The organism is Shewanella sp. BF02_Schw (assembly GCF_014596695.2).
Lineage (GTDB): Bacteria > Pseudomonadota > Gammaproteobacteria > Enterobacterales > Shewanellaceae > Shewanella.
This window is the reverse complement of record NZ_JABKAW020000011.1, coordinates 1-20,711: the sequence shown is the minus strand read 5'-3', so window position 1 is coordinate 20,711 and position 20,711 is coordinate 1. Positions and strand designations below refer to the sequence as shown.

At 42.7% G+C, this 20,711-nt stretch carries 15 protein-coding genes and 4 tRNA genes; 1 reads left to right on the top strand and 18 read right to left on the bottom strand.

The window, feature by feature from the left end; all coding sequences use genetic code 11:
• Nucleotides 1–33: 33 nt before the first annotated feature.
• From fusA to HNW13_RS22865, 16 genes are all read right to left on the bottom strand, one after another.
• Nucleotides 34–2,130 (bottom strand): elongation factor G, encoded by a 2,097-nt coding sequence (gene fusA / locus HNW13_RS22940; protein WP_101084803.1) that lies wholly within the window; start codon nt 2,128–2,130, stop codon nt 34–36.
• Between the two features lie 79 nt (nt 2,131–2,209).
• On the bottom strand, nt 2,210–2,680 hold the full coding sequence (gene rpsG, locus HNW13_RS22935; protein WP_011635636.1) for a 30S ribosomal protein S7: 471 nt from the start codon (nt 2,678–2,680) through the stop codon (nt 2,210–2,212).
• An 82-nt stretch (nt 2,681–2,762) separates the two neighbouring features.
• Nucleotides 2,763–3,137 (bottom strand): 30S ribosomal protein S12, encoded by a 375-nt coding sequence (gene rpsL, locus HNW13_RS22930; RefSeq protein WP_059746616.1) that lies wholly within the window; start codon nt 3,135–3,137, stop codon nt 2,763–2,765.
• 177 nt (nt 3,138–3,314) lie between these two features.
• Nucleotides 3,315–7,541, bottom strand: coding sequence for a DNA-directed RNA polymerase subunit beta' (gene rpoC / locus HNW13_RS22925; protein ID WP_101084802.1), 4,227 nt, complete (start codon nt 7,539–7,541; stop codon nt 3,315–3,317).
• An 82-nt stretch (nt 7,542–7,623) separates the two neighbouring features.
• Complete coding sequence (gene rpoB, locus HNW13_RS22920; RefSeq protein ID WP_101084801.1) at nt 7,624–11,655, bottom strand: DNA-directed RNA polymerase subunit beta; 4,032 nt, start codon at nt 11,653–11,655, stop codon at nt 7,624–7,626.
• A 235-nt stretch (nt 11,656–11,890) separates the two neighbouring features.
• The gene (rplL, locus tag HNW13_RS22915) at nt 11,891–12,256 is read right to left on the bottom strand and encodes a 50S ribosomal protein L7/L12 (RefSeq protein ID WP_101084800.1); all 366 of its coding nucleotides are present in this window, start codon (nt 12,254–12,256) and stop codon (nt 11,891–11,893) included.
• A 54-nt stretch (nt 12,257–12,310) separates the two neighbouring features.
• Nucleotides 12,311–12,811: a 50S ribosomal protein L10 gene (rplJ, locus tag HNW13_RS22910; RefSeq protein ID WP_011635631.1), complete on the bottom strand. Its 501-nt coding sequence runs from the start codon at nt 12,809–12,811 to the stop codon at nt 12,311–12,313.
• A gap of 276 nt (nt 12,812–13,087) precedes the next feature.
• On the bottom strand, nt 13,088–13,789 hold the full coding sequence (gene rplA / locus HNW13_RS22905; RefSeq protein ID WP_059746618.1) for a 50S ribosomal protein L1: 702 nt from the start codon (nt 13,787–13,789) through the stop codon (nt 13,088–13,090).
• Between the two features lie 4 nt (nt 13,790–13,793).
• The gene (gene rplK, locus HNW13_RS22900) at nt 13,794–14,222 is read right to left on the bottom strand and encodes a 50S ribosomal protein L11 (RefSeq protein WP_011635629.1); all 429 of its coding nucleotides are present in this window, start codon (nt 14,220–14,222) and stop codon (nt 13,794–13,796) included.
• Nucleotides 14,223–14,351: 129 nt separating this feature from the next.
• A complete protein-coding gene (gene nusG / locus HNW13_RS22895) occupies nt 14,352–14,903 on the bottom strand; it encodes a transcription termination/antitermination protein NusG (RefSeq protein WP_011635628.1) in 552 nt (183 codons plus the stop codon).
• A gap of 10 nt (nt 14,904–14,913) precedes the next feature.
• The gene (secE, locus tag HNW13_RS22890; protein WP_011635627.1) at nt 14,914–15,285 is read right to left on the bottom strand and encodes a preprotein translocase subunit SecE; all 372 of its coding nucleotides are present in this window, start codon (nt 15,283–15,285) and stop codon (nt 14,914–14,916) included.
• 267 nt (nt 15,286–15,552) lie between these two features.
• The gene (gene tuf, locus HNW13_RS22885) at nt 15,553–16,737 is read right to left on the bottom strand and encodes an elongation factor Tu (protein WP_101084799.1); all 1,185 of its coding nucleotides are present in this window, start codon (nt 16,735–16,737) and stop codon (nt 15,553–15,555) included.
• 116 nt (nt 16,738–16,853) lie between these two features.
• Nucleotides 16,854–16,926: transfer RNA gene (locus tag HNW13_RS22880), tRNA-Ile, on the bottom strand.
• A gap of 9 nt (nt 16,927–16,935) precedes the next feature.
• Nucleotides 16,936–17,009, bottom strand: a tRNA-Gly gene (locus HNW13_RS22875).
• Between the two features lie 35 nt (nt 17,010–17,044).
• Nucleotides 17,045–17,129 (bottom strand) — tRNA-Tyr (locus HNW13_RS22870).
• Between the two features lie 7 nt (nt 17,130–17,136).
• Nucleotides 17,137–17,212 (bottom strand) — tRNA-Thr (locus HNW13_RS22865).
• A 223-nt stretch (nt 17,213–17,435) separates the two neighbouring features.
• Here HNW13_RS22865 and coaA point away from each other — a divergent pair.
• Entirely contained in the window at nt 17,436–18,386 is a 951-nt protein-coding gene (coaA, locus tag HNW13_RS22860) for a type I pantothenate kinase (RefSeq protein ID WP_101084798.1), read from the top strand.
• Between the two features lie 37 nt (nt 18,387–18,423).
• Here coaA and birA read toward each other — a convergent pair whose 3' ends face one another.
• Both birA and murB read right to left on the bottom strand, forming a co-directional pair.
• Nucleotides 18,424–19,386 carry a bifunctional biotin--[acetyl-CoA-carboxylase] ligase/biotin operon repressor BirA gene (gene birA, locus HNW13_RS22855; protein ID WP_192116507.1) on the bottom strand — a complete coding sequence of 321 codons (963 nt, stop codon included), beginning with the start codon at nt 19,384–19,386 and terminating at the stop codon, nt 18,424–18,426.
• Entirely contained in the window at nt 19,383–20,399 is a 1,017-nt protein-coding gene (gene murB, locus HNW13_RS22850; protein WP_192116506.1) for a UDP-N-acetylmuramate dehydrogenase, read from the bottom strand. The genes birA and murB overlap by 4 nt, the downstream gene beginning before the upstream one ends.
• Between the last annotated feature and the right edge of the window lie 312 nt (nt 20,400–20,711).

The following is a 20,711-nucleotide window of genomic DNA, read 5'->3' as shown; positions in this document are numbered from 1 at the left end:
TCGAGCAATATAACATTGATGCCGTAACCAATATTAGTTACGAGATTCTATAATCGCTTTTGCAATGTTTTGCGGTGCATCTGCGTACTTCAAAAACTCCATAGAGTATGAGGCACGACCCTGAGATGCAGAGCGCAAATCAGTCGCATAACCAAACATTTCAGATAGAGGCACTACTGCATGGACAAGTTTAACACCTGCGATGCCATCGTCCATACCTTCAATTATGCCACGACGGCGGTTTAAATCACCCACAACATCGCCCATATAATCTTCAGGTGTAGTTACTTCTACTTTCATACAAGGTTCGAGCAACACAGGGGTCGCTTCTAGCGCACCCTTTTTGAAGCCCATAGAACCTGCAATTTTGAACGCCATTTCGTTCGAGTCCACATCATGATATGAACCATCAAACAAACTGACTCTCACATCAAGTACAGGATAGCCGGCTAATACGCCATTCTTCATCTGTTCTTGAATACCTTTGTCAACGGCAGGAATGAATTCACGAGGAACTACACCACCTACAATCTCGTTAACAAATTCGTAGCCCGCACCCTCTTCGAGTGGTTCAATTCTTAACCAAACATGACCAAATTGGCCACGTCCGCCAGATTGACGTACGAATTTACCTTCCACTTCTACTTTAGAACGAATTGTTTCACGGTAAGCAACCTGAGGTTTACCTACGTTACACTCTACACCAAATTCGCGACGCATACGGTCAACGATAATGTCTAGATGCAATTCGCCCATACCAGATATTAGTGTTTGTGCCGACTCTTCATCAGTCTCAACTTTGAATGATGGATCTTCTGCTGCTAATTTTTGCAGCGCAATTCCCATTTTATCTTGGTCTGCTTTTGAACGTGGCTCAACGGCTATGGTAATTACGGGTTCAGGGAAATCCATGCGCTCAAGAATCACTCTGTGATTATTATCGCAAAGAGTATCACCGGTTGTTACATCTTTAAGACCGATAGCAGCTGCAATATCGCCAGCACGTACTTCTTTCAGTTCTGTTCGGTCATTTGCGTGCATTTGCACAATTCGACCTACTCGTTCACGTTTCTGTTTAACAGAATTATAAACACCAGCACCTGATTCAAGTACACCTGAATACACGCGGATAAAGGTCAGTGTACCAACAAATGGATCAGTCGCAATTTTAAATGCTAAAGCCGCAAAAGGGGCATTGTCATCTGGTGGGCGTTTTACTTCATTTTCGCTTTCATCGATACCTGTAATTGCAGGAACATCAATAGGCGCGGGTAAGAAGTCAACTACCGCATCGAGTACCGCTTGCACACCTTTGTTCTTAAATGCAGAACCGCAAGTGGCTAACACGATCTCATTGTTAATTGTGCGCTGACGCAACGCTGTTTTGATCTCGACTTCTGATAACTCACCTTCTTCAAGGTATTTGTTCATCAGTTCATCTGAGGCTTCAGCTGCTGCTTCCACGAGATACTCATGCATTTCTGCAGCTTTTGCCGCTAGATTTGCAGGAATGTCTTCATAAGTGAAGGTCATACCCTGATCTGTTTCAGACCAGTTAATGGCTTTCATCTTAATTAAATCAATAACACCCTTGAAGTTTTCTTCTGTACCAATGTTCAATTGAATCGGCACACAAGTCGCGCCAAGGCGGTTACGAATTTGATTTATTACACGGTCAAAATCTGCACCTGCACGGTCCATCTTATTAACAAACACCAAACGCGGAACGTGGTATTTGTCAGCTTGACGCCATACTGTTTCAGATTGTGGTTCAACGCCTGATGAGCCGCAAAATACTACTACAGCGCCATCGAGTACGCGTAATGAACGCTCGACTTCAATAGTGAAATCTACGTGACCTGGGGTATCGATGATATTAATTCGGTGTTCAGCGAATTGAGCCTCCATTCCGCGCCAAAATGTGGTTACAGCAGCTGAGGTGATAGTAATACCACGCTCTTGCTCTTGTACCATCCAATCTGTCGTGGCGGCGCCGTCATGCACCTCACCGATTTTATGAGACATACCGGTATAGAACAGAACACGTTCTGTTGTGGTAGTTTTACCTGCATCCACATGAGCTACAATACCTATATTACGATAACGCTCAATTGGGGTTGTACGAGCCACTATTTATACCCTCTCAGCTAAAGCTTTTGGCTTTAGCAATATCAACAATATGGAGCGGACCGAAGTCCGCTCCATCATATTACCAACGGTAATGGGCAAAGGCTTTGTTAGCTTCAGCCATGCGATGCACGTCTTCACGCTTCTTAACCGCAGTACCTTTGTTTTCAGACGCATCTAGCATTTCACCTGCTAGACGTAGAGCCATAGATTTTTCACCACGCTTGCGAGCAGCTTCAACTAACCAGCGCATCGCTAGTGCGTTACGACGCACTGGACGAACTTCACATGGTACTTGATAAGTAGAACCACCAACACGACGAGATTTAACTTCGACTGATGGGCGAACGTTATCAAGGGCTGCTTCAAGGATACTTAAATGATTTTCGCTTTTCTTTTCAGCGACAACATCTAGTGCCTTGTAGATAATTTTTTCTGCAGTCGACTTTTTGCCGTCCTGCATAATGACGTTGATGAACTTAGCCAACAACTCACTGTGAAACTTTGGATCTGGTAGGATTTTACGTTGTCCTACAACGCGACGTCTTGGCATATTAATTCTCCGTATGCTTCAGGTATTTCCAAAACTGGAATGTCAAATAAATACTAGCTTGGCCTTACTTAAACGGGATACGTTAAGACTTAGGACGCTTAGCACCGTACTTAGAACGGCCTTGGCGACGTGAAGTCACGCCAGCACAGTCTAATGCGCCACGAACAGTGTGGTAACGCACACCAGGTAAGTCTTTAACACGACCACCACGGATTAGGATTACACTGTGCTCTTGCAAGTTATGGCCTTCACCACCGATATACGAAGTTACTTCGAAACCGTTAGTTAGACGCACACGAGCTACTTTACGTAGTGCAGAGTTAGGTTTTTTAGGTGTTGTAGTGTACACACGAGTACAAACACCACGTTTTTGTGGACACGCATTCAACGCAGGCACATTAGTCTTTTCGACTTTTGGCGAGCGTGGCTTACGTACCAACTGGTTAACAGTTGCCATGTATAGCTCCGAAAGTTGATTTAAGCTCAACAATTAGGTGTGAAAAATCTATATCCCACAATGTTGGGACGCGGAATTTTAGAAAGGTAATGGCTGCCTGTCAAGAAATAGACAACTTTTCGTGCAAATTCCAATAAAAAAGGCGCCATTGGCGCCTTTTTTTAACAAAATACTAACTTAATCTTGGCTACCGGCCAGATTTAGTAGATCTGCTAGGTTCTTTTCAGCTTCGCTTGCGGTTACTGTAGTAGTTTCCACTTTGCCACGAGAGCTTAATACTTTAGCACGTTCTTCGTTACGGGTTTTGTGATAAGCATAACCTGTACCTGCTGGGATCAAACGACCTACGATTACGTTTTCTTTCAAACCACGTAATGGATCGCTCTTACCGCCAACGGCCGCTTCAGTTAACACACGAGTGGTTTCCTGGAACGATGCAGCAGAGATGAATGATTCAGTTGCCAAAGAAGCTTTGGTAATACCGAGTAATTCACGTTCAAACGTTGCAGGTGTTTTACCTTGAGCGATTAGCTCACGGTTAGCAATCTTCACGCGTGATACTTCTGCTTGCTCACCTTCTAAGAACTCAGTGTCGCCTGTTGAAGTGATTAGACACTTACGTAACATTTGACGAATGATAACTTCGATGTGCTTATCGTTGATCTTAACGCCCTGTAGACGGTAAACGTCCTGTACTTCGTTCACAATGTAGTTTGCTACGTTGTGGATACCACGAAGACGCAAGATGTCATGAGCCGCTTCTGGACCGTCTGCAATAACTTCACCACGTTCGACTTTTTCACCTTCGAACACGTTCAAGTTACGCCACTTAGGGATCATCTCTTCATAATGTTCACTACCATCTGCAGGAGTGATCACTAGACGACGTTTACCCTTAGTTTCCTTACCGAACGAGATAGTACCAGAGATTTCTGCAAGAATTGCAGGCTCTTTTGGTTTACGCGCTTCGAATAAGTCAGCAACACGTGGTAGACCACCGGTGATGTCGCGAGTTTTAGACGATTCTTGTGGAATACGTGCTAATGGGTCACCAACGTTGATTTTCGCGTTATCATCTTTCGATACAATCGCGTTACCCGGTAAGAAGTATTGAGCTGGTACTTCAGTACCAGGGATCATTAAGTCATTACCATCGGCATCAACTAAGCGAATTGCTGGACGCAATTCTTTACCGGCTGAAGTACGCGCACCAACATCGAGCACAACGACAGAAGATAGACCCGTTAACTCATCTGTTTGACGCGTCATAGTGACACCGTCAATCATGTCAACGAACTTCACACTACCAGCAACTTCAGAAATAATTGGGTGAGTATGTGGATCCCAGTTAGCGATGATTTCGCCAGCTGCAACTTCACTCTCTTCCAATTTCTCTAAAACTGTACCGTAAGGCACTTTATAACGCTCTTTCTCACGACCTAGCTCATCGATGATGGCTAACTCAGAAGAACGCGATACGATAACGAGCTTACCGTCGATGTTAGAAACATGCTTAGCATTGTGTAACTTCAGAGAACCGGCGTTCTTAACTTGAACGTTGTTTTCTGCAGAAGCTCGAGATGCCGCACCACCAATGTGGAAGGTACGCATGGTTAACTGTGTACCAGGCTCACCGATAGACTGTGCTGCAACAACACCAATAGCTTCACCGTGGTTAATAATATGACCACGCGCCAAGTCACGACCATAACACGCTGCACACACACCGAAGTCTGTGTCACAGGTAATTACAGAACGTACAATCACTTCATCAATACTGTGTTCTTCTAACGTATTACACCATGCTTCATCAAGAAGTGTGTTGCGTGGAGCAAGCACTTCATCAGTACCAGGCTTCATTACGTCAAGAGCAACCACACGACCTAGAACACGTTCACGTAATGGCTCAACAACATCACCACCTTCAATAAGCGGTTTCATTGTAAGACCATGCTCAACACCACAGTCATCTTCGATAACCACTAAGTCTTGTGCAACGTCTACTAAACGACGAGTTAGATAACCCGAGTTAGCTGTCTTCAATGCTGTATCGGCAAGACCTTTACGCGCACCGTGAGTAGAAATAAAGTACTGAAGTACGTTTAGACCTTCACGGAAGTTAGCCGTAATTGGGGTTTCGATGATTGAGCCATCTGGCTTAGCCATCAAACCACGCATACCCGCTAACTGACGGATCTGTGCAGCACTACCACGAGCGCCCGAGTCAGCCATCATATAGATGCTGTTAAACGAAGCTTGTTGCTCAGGTACGCCATCACGGTTAATCACTGTCTCAGTTGACAGGTTTTCCATCATCGCTTTTGAAACTTTTTCGTTCGCGCTTGCCCAGATATCGATAACTTTGTTGTAACGCTCACCGGCAGTAACAAGACCTGACTGGAACTGCTCTTGAATTTCAAGTACTTCAGCTTCAGCGTCTGCTACTAAGGTGTATTTCTCGTCTGGAATAACCATGTCATCGATACCAACAGAGGCACCAGAAATGGTTGCAAAACGGAAACCTGTATACATCAATTGGTCAGCAAAGATAACGGTATCTTTAAGACCTAGTTGACGATAACAAGTGTTCAACAGCTTAGAAATCTGTTTCTTACCCATGTTTTGGTTAACCAAATCATACGATAAGCCTTCAGGCAAAATTAATGATAAAAGAGCACGACCCACAGTCGTATCAATGATACGAGTTGCTTTCGTTCTTTCGCCATCTTCTGCGATGTTCGTTTCAGTAATACGCACTTTAACGCGAGCATGTAGTTCAGCAACACCAGTAGCGTAAGCTTTTTCTACTTCTGACACATCAGCGAATGCCATACCTTCACCGCGACCGTTAATACATTCACGGCTGGTGTAGTACAAGCCTAATACAACGTCCTGAGACGGAGTAATTACTGGCTCACCGTTAGCTGGTGACAAAATGTTGTTGGTAGACATCATTAGCGCACGAGCTTCTAACTGAGCTTCAAGCGTTAATGGTACGTGAACCGCCATTTGGTCACCGTCGAAGTCGGCGTTGTATGCCGCACAAACTAACGGATGCAATTGAATTGCTTTACCTTCAATCAGTACAGGTTCAAATGCTTGAATACCCAGTCTGTGAAGTGTTGGTGCACGGTTAAGCATGACTGGATGTTCACGAATTACTTCGTCTAACACATCCCATACTTCAGCCTGTTCGCGTTCAACCATTTTCTTAGCAGCTTTAATAGTAGTCGCTAAACCACGCGCTTCTAATTTGCCGTAAATGAATGGTTTGAATAGCTCAAGCGCCATCTTCTTAGGAAGACCACACTGATGCAGACGTAAAGTAGGACCTACGGTAATAACCGAACGGCCTGAATAGTCAACACGCTTACCAAGTAAGTTCTGACGGAAACGACCTTGCTTACCCTTGATCATATCAGCAAGAGATTTAAGCGGACGCTTGTTAGAACCGGTAATAGCACGACCGCGACGACCGTTGTCTAATAGCGCATCAACTGACTCTTGTAACATACGTTTTTCGTTACGTACGATAATGTCAGGCGCAGCTAAATCTAACAGACGCTTTAAGCGGTTGTTACGGTTAATCACACGACGATAAAGATCGTTAAGATCAGATGTCGCGAAACGACCACCATCTAACGGCACTAATGGACGTAGATCAGGTGGAAGAACCGGTAATACTTTTAAGATCATCCACTCTGGCTTGTTGCCAGATGTGAAGAATGCTTCCATCAGCTTAAGGCGCTTAGTGACCTTCTTGCGACGGGTTTCAGAGTTAATTGAAGGCAACTCTTCACGCATTTGCTCGATCTGTTCAGCTAAGTTGATAGCACGTAGCAATTCAAGAACTGCTTCAGCACCCATCTTAGCTTCAAACTCGTCACCGTATTCTTCTAACGCATCAAGATACGTTTCTTCGGTTAGCATTTGGCCGCGTTCAAGCGTGGTCATGCCAGGCTCGATCACAACAAATGATTCGAAATACAGTACGCGTTCAATATCACGTAACGTCATATCTAGCATTAAGCCGATACGTGACGGAAGTGATTTTAAGAACCAAATGTGGGCAACTGGGCTAGCCAGATCAATGTGACCCATGCGCTCACGACGCACTTTAGTCTGGGTAACTTCTACGCCACACTTTTCACAAATAACACCACGATGCTTCAAACGCTTGTATTTACCACACAAACATTCGTAATCTTTAACTGGACCAAAGATACGCGCACAGAACAAACCTTCACGTTCAGGCTTGAATGTACGGTAGTTAATGGTTTCTGGCTTCTTTACTTCACCAAAAGACCAAGAACGGATTAGGTCTGGCGAGGCCAAACCAATTTTTATACCGTTAAATTCTTCAGTCTTACTTTGCTGTTTAAGAAACTTTAATAAGTCTTTCACGTTTCTCTCCTGAAGGAGTTAAACCAGGTGCTTTGCTGCTGCAAAGCACCCTTGGTTACCAAACATTGCTTAAGTGCGATGCTTACTCTTGGTCCAACTCGATATTAATACCAAGTGAACGAATTTCCTTCAACAATACGTTGAAAGACTCAGGCATGCCTGGTTGCATCTGATGGTTACCGTCGACGATGTTTTTATACATCTGAGTACGACCGTTAACGTCATCTGACTTAACTGTTAGCATTTCTTGTAGAGTATAAGCAGCACCATATGCTTCAAGTGCCCACACTTCCATCTCACCGAAACGCTGACCACCGAATTGAGCTTTACCGCCCAATGGTTGTTGAGTCACTAAGCTGTATGAACCCGTAGAACGAGCATGCATCTTGTCATCAACTAAGTGGTTCAATTTAAGCATATACATGTAACCAACGGTTACTTTACGCTCAAATTCGTTACCGGTACGGCCGTCACATAATGTCAACTGACCAGACTCAGGTAAGCCTGCAAGAGCAAGCATTTGCTTGATCTCTTTCTCTTTAGCACCGTCGAATGCTGGTGTAGCAATTGGAATACCACCTTTAAGGTTGGTAGCCAAGCGCACAACTTCATCATCAGTAAACGAATCGATATCAACGCGCTGAAGCACGTCATCACCTAATTCGTACACTTGCTTGATGTAACCACGAAGTTCGGCAATTTCACGCTGCTCTTCAAGCATAGCAGTAATCTTATTACCGATACCCTTAGCTGCTGCGCCCATGTGGACTTCAAGTACCTGACCGATGTTCATACGCGATGGTACGCCCAATGGGTTAAGTACGATGTCTACAGGGTTACCTTCTTCATCGTATGGCATGTCTTCAACAGGACAAATCTTCGAGATAACACCTTTGTTACCATGACGACCTGCCATCTTGTCACCAGGCTGGATAGTACGTTTAACTGCAAGGTAAACCTTAACAATCTTCAATACACCAGGAGCCAAGTCATCACCTTGGGTGATCTTACGACGCTTGATTTCAAATGTCTTATCAAAGTCAGCTTTTAGCTCTTCGTGCTGTTCAGCTAACTGCTCTAATTCAGTTTGTTTGGTTTCATCGTCGATAACTTGAATCAATACGTCTTTACGTGGTATCTCAGCTAACTTAGCTTCAGAATAACCCACAGACAGTAACAAGTTACGTGCACGGCCCAATACGCCTTCTTCAAGGATCTTGAACTCTTCGCCTAAGTCTTTACGAGCTTGGCGAACATGCATGTCTTCAATTTCAAGCGCACGTTTGTCTTTCTCAACGCCGTCACGGGTAAATACCTGTACGTCGATGATGGTGCCTTTAACTGAGTTAGGAACACGTAATGAGCTGTCCTTAACATCAGACGCTTTTTCACCAAAAATAGCTCGGAGTAGTTTCTCTTCAGGGGTTAACTGTGTTTCACCCTTAGGTGTCACTTTACCCACTAGAATGTCGCCACCCTTCACTTCTGCACCAATATAAACGATACCTGATTCATCTAGTTTAGATAAAGCAGACTCACCTACGTTTGGAATATCAGCAGTGATTTCTTCGCTACCCAATTTAGTATCACGAGCAATACAAGAAAGCTCTTGGATATGGATAGTAGTGAAACGGTCTTCTTGCGCTACGCGCTCAGAAATTAAGATCGAATCTTCGAAGTTATAACCGTTCCAAGGCATGAACGCGATACGCATGTTCTGACCAAGGGCCAAATCACCTAAATCGGTAGATGGACCATCTGCCAATACGTCACCACGAACCACAGGCTCACCAACAGAACAACAAGGACGTTGGTTAATACAAGTGTTTTGGTTTGAACGGGTATATTTAGTTAGGTTATAAATGTCGATACCGGCTTCACCTGCGTGTAGCTCATCTTCATTTACTTTAACTACGATACGGCTAGCATCAACATAATCAACCACACCGCCACGTTTAGCAGCTACAACCACACCAGAGTCAACAGCAAGAGTACGTTCAATACCCGTTCCGACTAACGGCTTATCAGCACGTAAAGTTGGTACTGCTTGACGTTGCATGTTTGCACCCATCAATGCGCGGTTAGCATCATCGTGTTCTAAGAACGGAATTAATGATGCTGCAACAGAAATAATCTGTTGTGGAGATACGTCCATATACTGAACATCAGCTGCACGCATAAAGGTAGATTCACCTTTGTGACGACAAGCAATTTGTTCTTCTGCCATACGGCCATCAGCATCAACTTCGATGTTAGCCTGAGCAATAACGTAACGACCTTCTTCGATTGCTGATAAGTATTCAACATCATCAGTAATCACACCATCAACCACTTTGCGGTAAGGTGTTTCTAAGAAGCCGTAAGAGTTAGTACGCGCAAAACTTGCTAACGAGTTGATTAGACCAATGTTTGGACCTTCAGGGGTCTCAATTGGACATAAACGACCGTAGTGAGTTGGATGTACGTCACGAACTTCGAAACCAGCACGCTCACGAGTCAAACCACCTGGGCCAAGCGCAGAAATACGACGCTTATGCGTTACTTCTGATAGCGGGTTGTTTTGATCCATAAACTGTGACAACTGTGAAGAACCAAAGAATTCTTTCACTGCCGCAGAAATTGGCTTAGCGTTAATTAAGTCTTGTGGCATAAGCTCGTTTAAATCGCCTAAAGATAGACGTTCACGAACAGCACGCTCAACACGGACTAAACCAACACGGAACTGGTTTTCAGCCATTTCACCAACGCTACGAATACGACGGTTACCTAAGTGGTCAATATCGTCGACTTCATCATAACCGTTACGGATTTCGATGATTTTCTTCATAACAGATACGATGTCTTCTTTAGACAACACACCGTTACCTTCGTCTTCAGCAATCTCAAGACGACGGTTGAACTTCATACGACCTACTTTAGATAAGTCATAACGTTCTTCACTAAAGAATAGGTTTTGGAATAAACCTTCAGCTGCATCTTTGGTTGGTGGCTCACCAGGACGCATCATACGATAGATCTCAACTAGCGCTTCTAATCGGTTAGTTGTTGAATCAATTCGTAATGTGTCAGCAATGTAAGCACCGTGATCAAGATCATTGATAAATAATGTATCAATATTCTTAATACCAGCAAGTGATAGCTTAGCTAAATCTTCTAAGGTAATCTCGCTGTTTGCAGTCACTAACACTTCACCGGTATCTTCATCGATGTAGTCTTGAGCAGCATACTTACCAACAATATAATCTACTGGCACTTCTAGTTCAGTAGTGTTGGTTTTTTCAAGTTGCTTAATGTGACGTGCAGTAATGCGACGACCAGCTTCAACCAATAAAGCGCCTTCAGCATCTTTAATGTCATAGCCAGCAGTTTCACCACGTAGGCGGTCAGGCACAAGTGCCATGACTAATGATTCTTTTTTAATCTTAAACTCAATACGCTCGAAGAATAAATCGAGGATATCTTGAGTAGAATATTCAAGCGCACGTAAAATGATCGTTGCCGGTAATTTACGACGACGGTCGATACGAACGAATAGAGCATCTTTAGGATCAAATTCAAAGTCAAGCCATGAACCACGGTAAGGAATAATACGTGCGTTATACAGTACCTTACCAGAAGAGTGGGTTTTACCACGGTCATGATCAAAGAACACACCTGGAGAACGGTGTAACTGAGACACGATTACACGCTCAGTACCGTTAATAACGAAAGTACCGTTATTCGTCATCATAGGAATATCACCCATGTAGACTTCTTGCTCTTTAATGTCTTTAACAGTGCCAGCAGCAGCTTCACGGTCAAACAACACCATGCGTAATTTAACGCGTAGTGGTGCCGAATAAGTTACACCGCGGATCTGACATTCTTTCACATCAAAAACTGGCTCACCTAGCTTGTAGCTGACATATTGCAGCTCAGAATAGCCAGAAAAGCTCTTGATAGGAAAAACGCTACGGAATGCGGCTTCTAAGCCACGCTCACCCGTAGGGTCATGATCGGTGAACTTCTTAAAAGAGTCTAACTGGATAGACAATAAATAAGGGATGTCCAAAACTTTTGGACGCTTACCAAAGTCTTTGCGAATACGCTTCTTTTCAGAATAGGAGTAAACCATGGGTTTCCTCTGCTTACGAGATGTGACCAAGACTGAAATTAATATTAATTAAATCAGCACGTTTGCCTATCACCCTTGTTGACAAGAACCTAACCAGTAATCTCTGCTAGGGACTGTTAAAACTGGCGACAAAAGGTGAAAAAAATCGCCTGCGCATAAAGCGCAAAAAAGGCCAACGGTTAAAAAACCGTCAGCCTTCACCCAATCACTTGGGTGATGCAAGCTAAATTATAGCTTACTTAACTTCAACAGAAGCACCAGCGGCTTCTAGATCAGCTTTAAGAGTTGCAGCTTCTTCTTTAGACACAGCTTCTTTAACTGCGATTGGAGAAGATTCAGCCATAGTCTTAGCTTCTTTCAGGCCTAAACCTGTAGCGCTACGAAGAGCTTTAATAACAGCTACTTTGTTTTCGCCGAATGAAGTAAGTACTACGTCAAATTCTGTTTGCTCTTCAGCAACAACAGCATCGCCGCCGCCTGAAACTACTGCAGCAGCAGCAGAAACGCCGAATTTCTCTTCCATAGCTTCGATTAGTTCAACTACTTCCATTACAGACATTGCTGCAAAAGCTTCTAACATTTGGTCTTTAGTGATAGACATTAGAAATATTTCCTATTGTTCTGAATTCAATTTTATTAAGCTGCCAGCCTAAAATTAAGCGGCGTCTTGTTTTTGATCGCGAAGGGCGGCCAATGTACGAACGAACTTGCCAGCAGATGCTTCTTTCATAGTCATCATCAACTGAGCTAGTGCTTCTTCGTATGTTGGTAGTTTCGCTAAACGATCAATATCAGCTGCAGGGATAAACATCCCTTCGAAAGCTGCACCTTTAACTTCAAATTTTGCTTGACCCTTAGCGAAGTCTTTTAAAAGACGCGCTGCAGCACCTGGATGCTCGTTAGAGAAAGCTATTAAAGTTGGGCCAGTGAACGTTTCTGCTAGGCACTCAAAAGCTGTACCTTGAACTGCACGACGAGCAAGGGTGTTACGTACTACACGTACAAACACACCATTTTCGCGAGCAGCTTTACGCAGACCGGTCATAGCACCTACAGTTACGCCACGTGAATCGGCAACAACTGCAGAAAGTGCACCTTTGGCAGCTTCGTTGACTTCAGCAACAATTGCCTGTTTGTCTTCGAGTCTTAATGCCATTGGCTTTACTCCTGGATTCTACCTAGGGAATTTTCCCTAGTATTTACCAAATTAAACACTTATGTGTTTAATTACTTACGGTGCAGATTTTCCAGTAAAAAAATTTAGCTGGGGCCTGACACCGTCTACGCTGGAAATTAAGTTAATCTTACGATTAACACCTGCGGTCTTGGACGGAAACCGACTCTAATATACAAAAATTTAAAAACTAATGCATAAAAGCGGCTTCAACCCACAAAGTGCGCGCATTATAGACTAATACGCGCGCTTTGTATATTACTTCGCTTCTTCCAGAGAACTCTGGTCGATAGCAACACCTGCACCCATAGTGGTAGAGATGCTAATCTTTTTCACGTAAATGCCTTTAGCAACTGCAGGCTTAGCCTTTTTCAGTGCTGACACTAACGATTCTAAGTTTTCTCTCAACTGCTCAGTTGTAAAAGTTACTTTACCGATAGTTGTATGAATAATACCGTTTTTGTCGTTTCTGTAACGAACTTGACCCGCTTTGGCATTCTTAACTGCTTCAGCAACGTTTGGCGTTACTGTACCAGTTTTAGGGTTAGGCATTAAACCACGTGGGCCTAAGATTTGACCTAACATACCAACAACGCGCATTGCATCTGGAGATGCGATAACAACGTCAAAGTTCATTTCGCCAGCTTTAACTTTTTCAGCTAAATCTTCCATACCCACTAGTTCAGCGCCAGCAGCGATAGCAGCTTCAGCGTTTGCACCTTGTGTGAATACAGCAACACGAACATCACGACCAGTACCATGTGGAAGTACAGTAGCACCACGCACGTTTTGATCTGATTTACGAGGATCGATACCTAGATTAACAGCTACGTCAACACTCTCAACAAATTTAGCAGTCGCTAATTCTTGTAAAAGTACTACGGCTTCGTTGATGTCATACAATTTTGTTGCATCAACTTTTTCGCGGATAACGCGAGCACGCTTAGTTAGCTTTGCCATTATATTAATCCTCTACTACCAAACCCATTGAACGTGCAGTACCTTCAATTGAGCGAGTCATCGCTTCAATATCAGCACCAGTCATATCAGCAGCTTTAGTTTCAGCAATTTCCTGAACTGCGCTACGCTTGATAGTACCTACTTTTTGAGTATTAGGACGGCCAGAACCTGATTTCAGACCAACTGCTTTAAGCAGTAAGAAAGATGCAGGTGGAGTCTTAGTTTCAAAAGTGAAAGAACGGTCATTATATACAGTGATAACAACAGGAATTGGCATACCTTTTTCGAACTTTTCAGTACGAGCGTTGAATGCTTTACAGAATTCCATGATGTTCACACCTTTTTGACCTAAAGCAGGTCCAACTGGTGGAGACGGGTTTGCAGCGCCAGCTGCTACTTGTAGCTTAATATAAGCTTCAATTTTCTTTGCCATGTCGACATTTCCTCAATTTGGGTTCAAACGCATGTTGGCGACATGCCAATACGCTCCCCTGAAAACAACGGGTGCGAATTATATAAAAATACGCACCCGCAAACAATGTTTATTTTGTAGTTATTTTAATCAGCTTTTTTCAACTTGATTAAAATCTAATTCTACTGGTGTTGAACGACCGAAAATCATCACCGAAACTTTAATACGGTTCTTTTCATAATCGACTTCTTCAATAGTACCGTTAAAGTCAGCAAATGGACCGTCACAAACACGGACAACTTCACCTGGCTCGTACATAATACGATGAGTTGGTGATTCAACAGTGTCTTGAAGGCGTTGAAGAATAGCGTCAGCTTCCTTGTCAGAAATCGGTGCAGGGCGATCTGATGTACCACCAATAAAGCCCATTACACGTGGAATACTTTTGACTAAGTGCCAGCTATCGTCGTTCATTTCCATCTGGACTAATACATAACCAGGGAAAAACTTACGCTCACTCTTACGACGTTGACCTGCACGCATTTCAACAACTTCTTCGGTAGGAACTAAAATCTCACCAAAGTATTCTTCCATATTGTGCATTTTGATATGTTCAAGCAGTGTTTTAAGTACACGGCCTTCATAGCCCGAAAAGGCTTGGATCACATACCATCTTTTTTTCGCTTCTGTAACTTCAGTCATTTTCAGATGCCTATACGCCAGTAATTAAATTGACTACTCGTAACAATATAGCATCTAATCCCCAAAGGATTAATGCCATTACTGCAGTAGCTGCAAGTACTATAAAGGTAGTGTTTAGCGCCTCTTGGCGAGTTGGCCAAACGACTTTACGCACTTCAATATGGGCTTCTCTAGCAAAAGATTGTGCCTGCTTACCCTTGCTTGTCTGCAGTGCAATGATGCCTGCAATAGCGAAGGCAATAATTACCCCAGCAACACGAGCTACAACATTAGCATCTGCATAAAATTGATTGCCTATAACAGCAGTAGCAATTAGCAATGCAGCTATGCCCCACTTAACGATATCCAAAGAATTACTCTGGTTTTCAGTATTTGTTGTCATCGGTTAATTCCGTTACTCACTACGACCTGGGCTTAGCTTGGTAAACAACATATTTACCAAATCCGCATTTCCGAACTTTCCCAGAAAATGCATAAGCACAGGGTCAAAAATCGGCCATAGATTGTATTCTTATTCAGCTTTATTCGCAACAATACAGGCAAAGTAAGAGCAATAAATCAATCAAAAATCGATTTTTGTTACTAACCTCACCCTAAAAATAAAAAAGGAAGCCTAAGCTTCCTTTTTTAGTGTTCACTAAACTCGCTATTACGCGATAATTTTAGCTACAACACCTGCACCAACTGTACGGCCACCTTCACGGATAGCGAAACGTAAACCGTCGTCCATCGCGATTGGGTAAATCAGAGTAACGACCATCTTGATGTTATCACCAGGCATAACCATTTCTACGCCTTCTGGTAACTCAATTGTGCCTGTTACGTCTGTTGTACGGAAGAAGAACTGTGGACGGTAGCCTTTGAAGAATGGAGTATGACGTCCGCCTTCTTCTTTTGACAACACGTAAACTTCTGATTCGAAAGTTGTGTGTGGGTTAATTGAACCAGGCTTAGCTAGTACTTGACCACGTTCTACGTCATCACGCTTAGTACCACGTAATAACACACCACAGTTTTCGCCAGCACGACCTTCGTCAAGTAGCTTGCGGAACATTTCTACACCAGTACACGTTGTTTTAGTTGTTGGACGAACACCAACAATTTCAACTTCGTCTGATACGCGAACGATACCACGTTCAACACGACCTGTTACCACTGTACCACGACCTGAAATCGAGAATACGTCTTCGATTGGTAGTAGGAATGGCTTATCGATGTCACGAGCTGGTTCTGGAATATAAGTATCTAGTGCTTCTGCAAGCTCAAGAATTTTTGCTTCCCACTCTGGCTGGCCTTCTAGTGCCTTAAGAGCTGAACCTTGAATTACTGGTAAATCATCACCTGGGAAGTCGTATTCTGAAAGAAGCTCACGCACTTCCATTTCTACTAATTCTAGTAATTCTTCGTCATCTACCATGTCACATTTGTTCATGAATACGATGATGAAAGGTACGCCTACTTGACGTGAAAGCAAGATGTGCTCACGTGTCTGTGGCATTGGGCCGTCTGTAGCAGCAACTACTAAGATTGCGCCGTCCATCTGTGCAGCACCGGTAATCATGTTTTTAACATAATCCGCGTGACCTGGACAATCTACGTGTGCGTAGTGACGAATTGGTGTGTCATATTCGATGTGAGAAGTATTAATTGTAATACCGCGCTCACGCTCTTCTGGAGCGTTATCGATTTGAGCGAAGTTTTTAACTTCACCACCATAAGTTTTAGACAAAACGGCAGAGATTGCTGCTGTTAAAGTTGTTTTACCATGGTCAACGTGACCGATGGTGCCCACGTTTACATGGGGCTTTTTACGTTCAAATTTAGCTTTTGCCATGGTATTGCCTCAGTCCAATTATCTTGGTGATGAAAACACATATAGTAAAAATCCGATGCATAAAAATGACATCGAATCGATTATTTAGGGTTAGGAAGTTTATTCATGACATGGGATGTTGATAGGCAGATTCGTACTGCCGACCTCACCCTCATCAAGGGTGCGCTCTACCAACTGAGCCATATCAGCGAACAAATTTGGAGCGGATGGCGGGAATCGAACCCGCGTTATCAGCTTGGAAGGCTGGAGTAATACCATTATACGACATCCGCGCAACCTATTTTAGGCTACCTAACTACCTAGAAAGTGGTGGAGGGAGAAGGATTCGAACCTTCGAAGGCTGAGCCGTCAGATTTACAGTCTGATCCCTTTGGCCACTCGGGAACCCCTCCAGAAAAATGGTGCCGGCACCAAGAGTCGAACTCGGGACCTACTGATTACAAGTCAGTTGCTCTACCAACTGAGCTATGCCGGCGTGTCATTTCGGGTTCGGATATTAGGTAAATGTGCCTCGGAGTGCAATAGGAAAATGATAAAAAACCAAAAAAAAGTTTCAAATGACGTTTTTTTACACTCGTTTCACTTAGAAAGAGTGATTTATAAGCAAATGTAATGGGCGATGAAGACAAATGAGGAGCAAACTATTGTCGCCATTTATTCGATAGTGTAATGTGCCTGACCAACCTAGAGGAATGGTTATGAATCCAATTAACTCAATACAAGATGCACTCTACTTTGCTTTTCAGCGCGAGCATTGGGCTGAATTACGTAAATCAGTGCCGCTCACATTGAGTCAGGCTGAATTAGAAAACCTGCGTGGTATGAATGAAAAGCTGTCTTTAGACGAAGTCACTGACATTTACCTTCCTCTCAGCCGTTTACTGAATTTATTTGTCGGCTCAAAACAACAGCGTGGACTTGTTCTTGATAAGTTTCTGGAGCAAAAAGCTTCCCCTGGTCCTTATATCATTAGTATCGCAGGAAGTGTCGCCGTTGGTAAGAGTACCACAGCGCGTATATTACAAACGTTATTGCAACGTTGGCCTGAGCATCCTAAAGTTGATTTAGTCACCACAGATGGTTTTTTATATCCCTTGGCAGACCTAAAACGTAAAGGGTTGCTCCAACGCAAAGGTTTTCCTGAAAGTTACGACATGAAAATGTTGGTAGAATTCATTTCGGCAGTTAAAGCGGGACAGAAAGAGATTCTTGCACCGCTTTATTCACATGTTACATACGATAGATGTCACGACGAGCATCAAGCCATCCGTCAGCCTGATATTTTAATTTTAGAAGGGCTAAATGTGCTGCAAACGGGTTTAGATACCCCAATAGACACAAGAAGGCCATTTGTATCAGATTTTGTTGATTTTTCAATTTACGTCGATGCTGATGAGTCGTTGTTAAAAGATTGGTATAAACAGCGGTTTTTGCAATTTAGAACTGGTGCATTTAGTGATCCAAACTCATTTTTTCATCACTATTCATCTTTAACCGATGATGAAGCGAATGTGATTGCTGCTAATATTTGGGATACCATTAATGGCCCAAATTTATCATTAAACATTCAACCAACACGAGAGCGGGCCCACCTCATTTTGCAAAAAGGCCCCAACCATTTAATGGACCGAGTTTTACTTAGAAAATAATAATATATGAGCCTATTCCTAGGCTCATTTCTGGCATCTACATTACTGCTCTAAGGCTAATTTCACCGCCAAGATAACGTGTAAGCCCTTGCTCGTTTTCAAGCAACAAAGCCCCTTGTTCATCAATACCTCGACAAGTACCGTTAACTGAATTAGGTGCCATTAGCAGTGATACTTCACGGCCAATAAATAAATCAAATTCATTCCAACGTTTTAAGAATGCACCCAACCCTTTCTGCTCAAACAGCTGTAAATCAGCCTTAAGGGTTTGATGTAATTTAATTAATAGCTCCGTTTTATCAGGCATATTCACCAAACTAGACAGATCGTTCCATGGCTGGTCTATTAGCTCCCCCTGCTCTACAGACATACTCATATTGATACCAAAACCAATGACTAATTCTGTTTTATTAGCGGATGAATTACAAACCTCAACTAAAATTCCAGCCAATTTTTTATGATCAAGGTAGATATCATTTGGCCATTTCAGCCCTAACCCCTCAACCCCAAAGTCAGCTAGAGATTTAACAATGGAACAACCAACAACTAAACTTAAACCACTGGCATGACTAATATCATTATTTAAACGCCAAAACATTGAAGCATAAATATGATGAGCATAAGGAGACAACCACTGACGCCCTCTTCGACCTCGACCAGCGGATTGATATTCAGCAATGCAAATATCCCCTGATTTTAATTCAGAGGCATGTCCAAGCATAAAAGCATTAGTACTGGTCGTTTCATCAAAATAAAAACAACGGCCATCAATTCCATTAACAAGATGAGACTCATTTACCAACGACACTGGATTTGCTAATTTGTAGCCTCTTCCTTTCACACTATAAATTTCGATACCATAATCTTTTAATGCATCTATATGCTGATTAATTGCCGCGCGAGTAAGCGATAAAGATTGCGCAATTACCTCACCAGAAACAAAACGTTCATGATGTAAACACGCTAAAATTTGGCGTTTACGTGACCAATGCTCATTCATTTTATTTCAATCTCCCCAACAGAGCCAATAATCCTAGGCTCAGGTTGTAATGTAACCGCAAATTTATCAAAAACCATCTGAATAATGTGTTTCGCTAATTGGCATACTTCATTACCAGTTGCATAACCTAGGTTAACTAACACCAAAGCTTGATCTTGATGGACTGCTGCACCACCGATATTAACGCCCTTTAAACCAGCATGTTCGATTAGCCAACCTGCAGCAAGTTTGTAATGGTTATCAACCTGTCGGTAACCCACTAAGGATCCGTAACGACTTTTAAGTGAGTCATAGTCGTCTGTTGATACAACTGGGTTCTTAAAAAAACTTCCTACATTACCCAATATTTTAGGATCAGGCAGCTTAGATTGACGAACCATACAAACACAATCAAATATTTGTTGCGCCGATACATCTATAGCGTCTAAGTGTTGAAGAGGTCCATAACTTATCACCGGCACCCACTTTTTAGCCAGTTTTAGGGTCACCTCAGTAATAACAACTAAGTTTTTAAGTTGTTGTTTAAAAATGGATTCACGATAACCAAAGTGACATTGTTTGTTATTATAATGTACCAAGTTACCAGTATCGAGTTGTAAAAATTCAATCTTGTGACAATAACGATTAAACTCAACACCATAAGCACCGATATTTTGTATTGGCGCTGCGCCGACAGTTCCAGGGATCAGAGCCATATTTTCTAAACCATAAATATGTTTAGTTAAGCAATATTTAACTAATTGATGCCAATTTTCACCGGCTTGAACCGTGAGATAATAAAAATCATCATCTTCATTAATCGTAATGCCCTTGGTGCTAACTTTAACCACAGTTCCCTGAAAATTGTCAGTAAATACGACGTTACTGCCTCCTCCGAGAATAAGCATGTTCTTCTGTTGTTGATACAACTCAAAACTTATCTTTATTAACTCCTCTTTGCTAGTCACTTCAACTAAAGAGTCGCAATACTGATTAAGGCCAAATGTGTTTAATGAAGTAAGCAAAATAGGCATAGATAGAAAGGCATCGTATTCAGAAATATATTGTTATTGTAGCAGGGAATAGCTAACAAATTAGCATGATTACCGCTAAAAAAGATCACAATCTAAAACGTTGTATCGATTAGTGGCGCTACATACTCTGAGATACATCAGTCGAAATTAACTGATACAGAACTAATTGCTTACGTAAAAATCCAGCTTATTTTATCAAGCCTCGCTCGACTGATTCGACCAATTTGGCCACAAATTATAGACGTAAAAAAACCGTTACGTTAGTAACTGGCTTATCACTATTCTTTCGAGTCAATTAGGCGTCTGAAAATG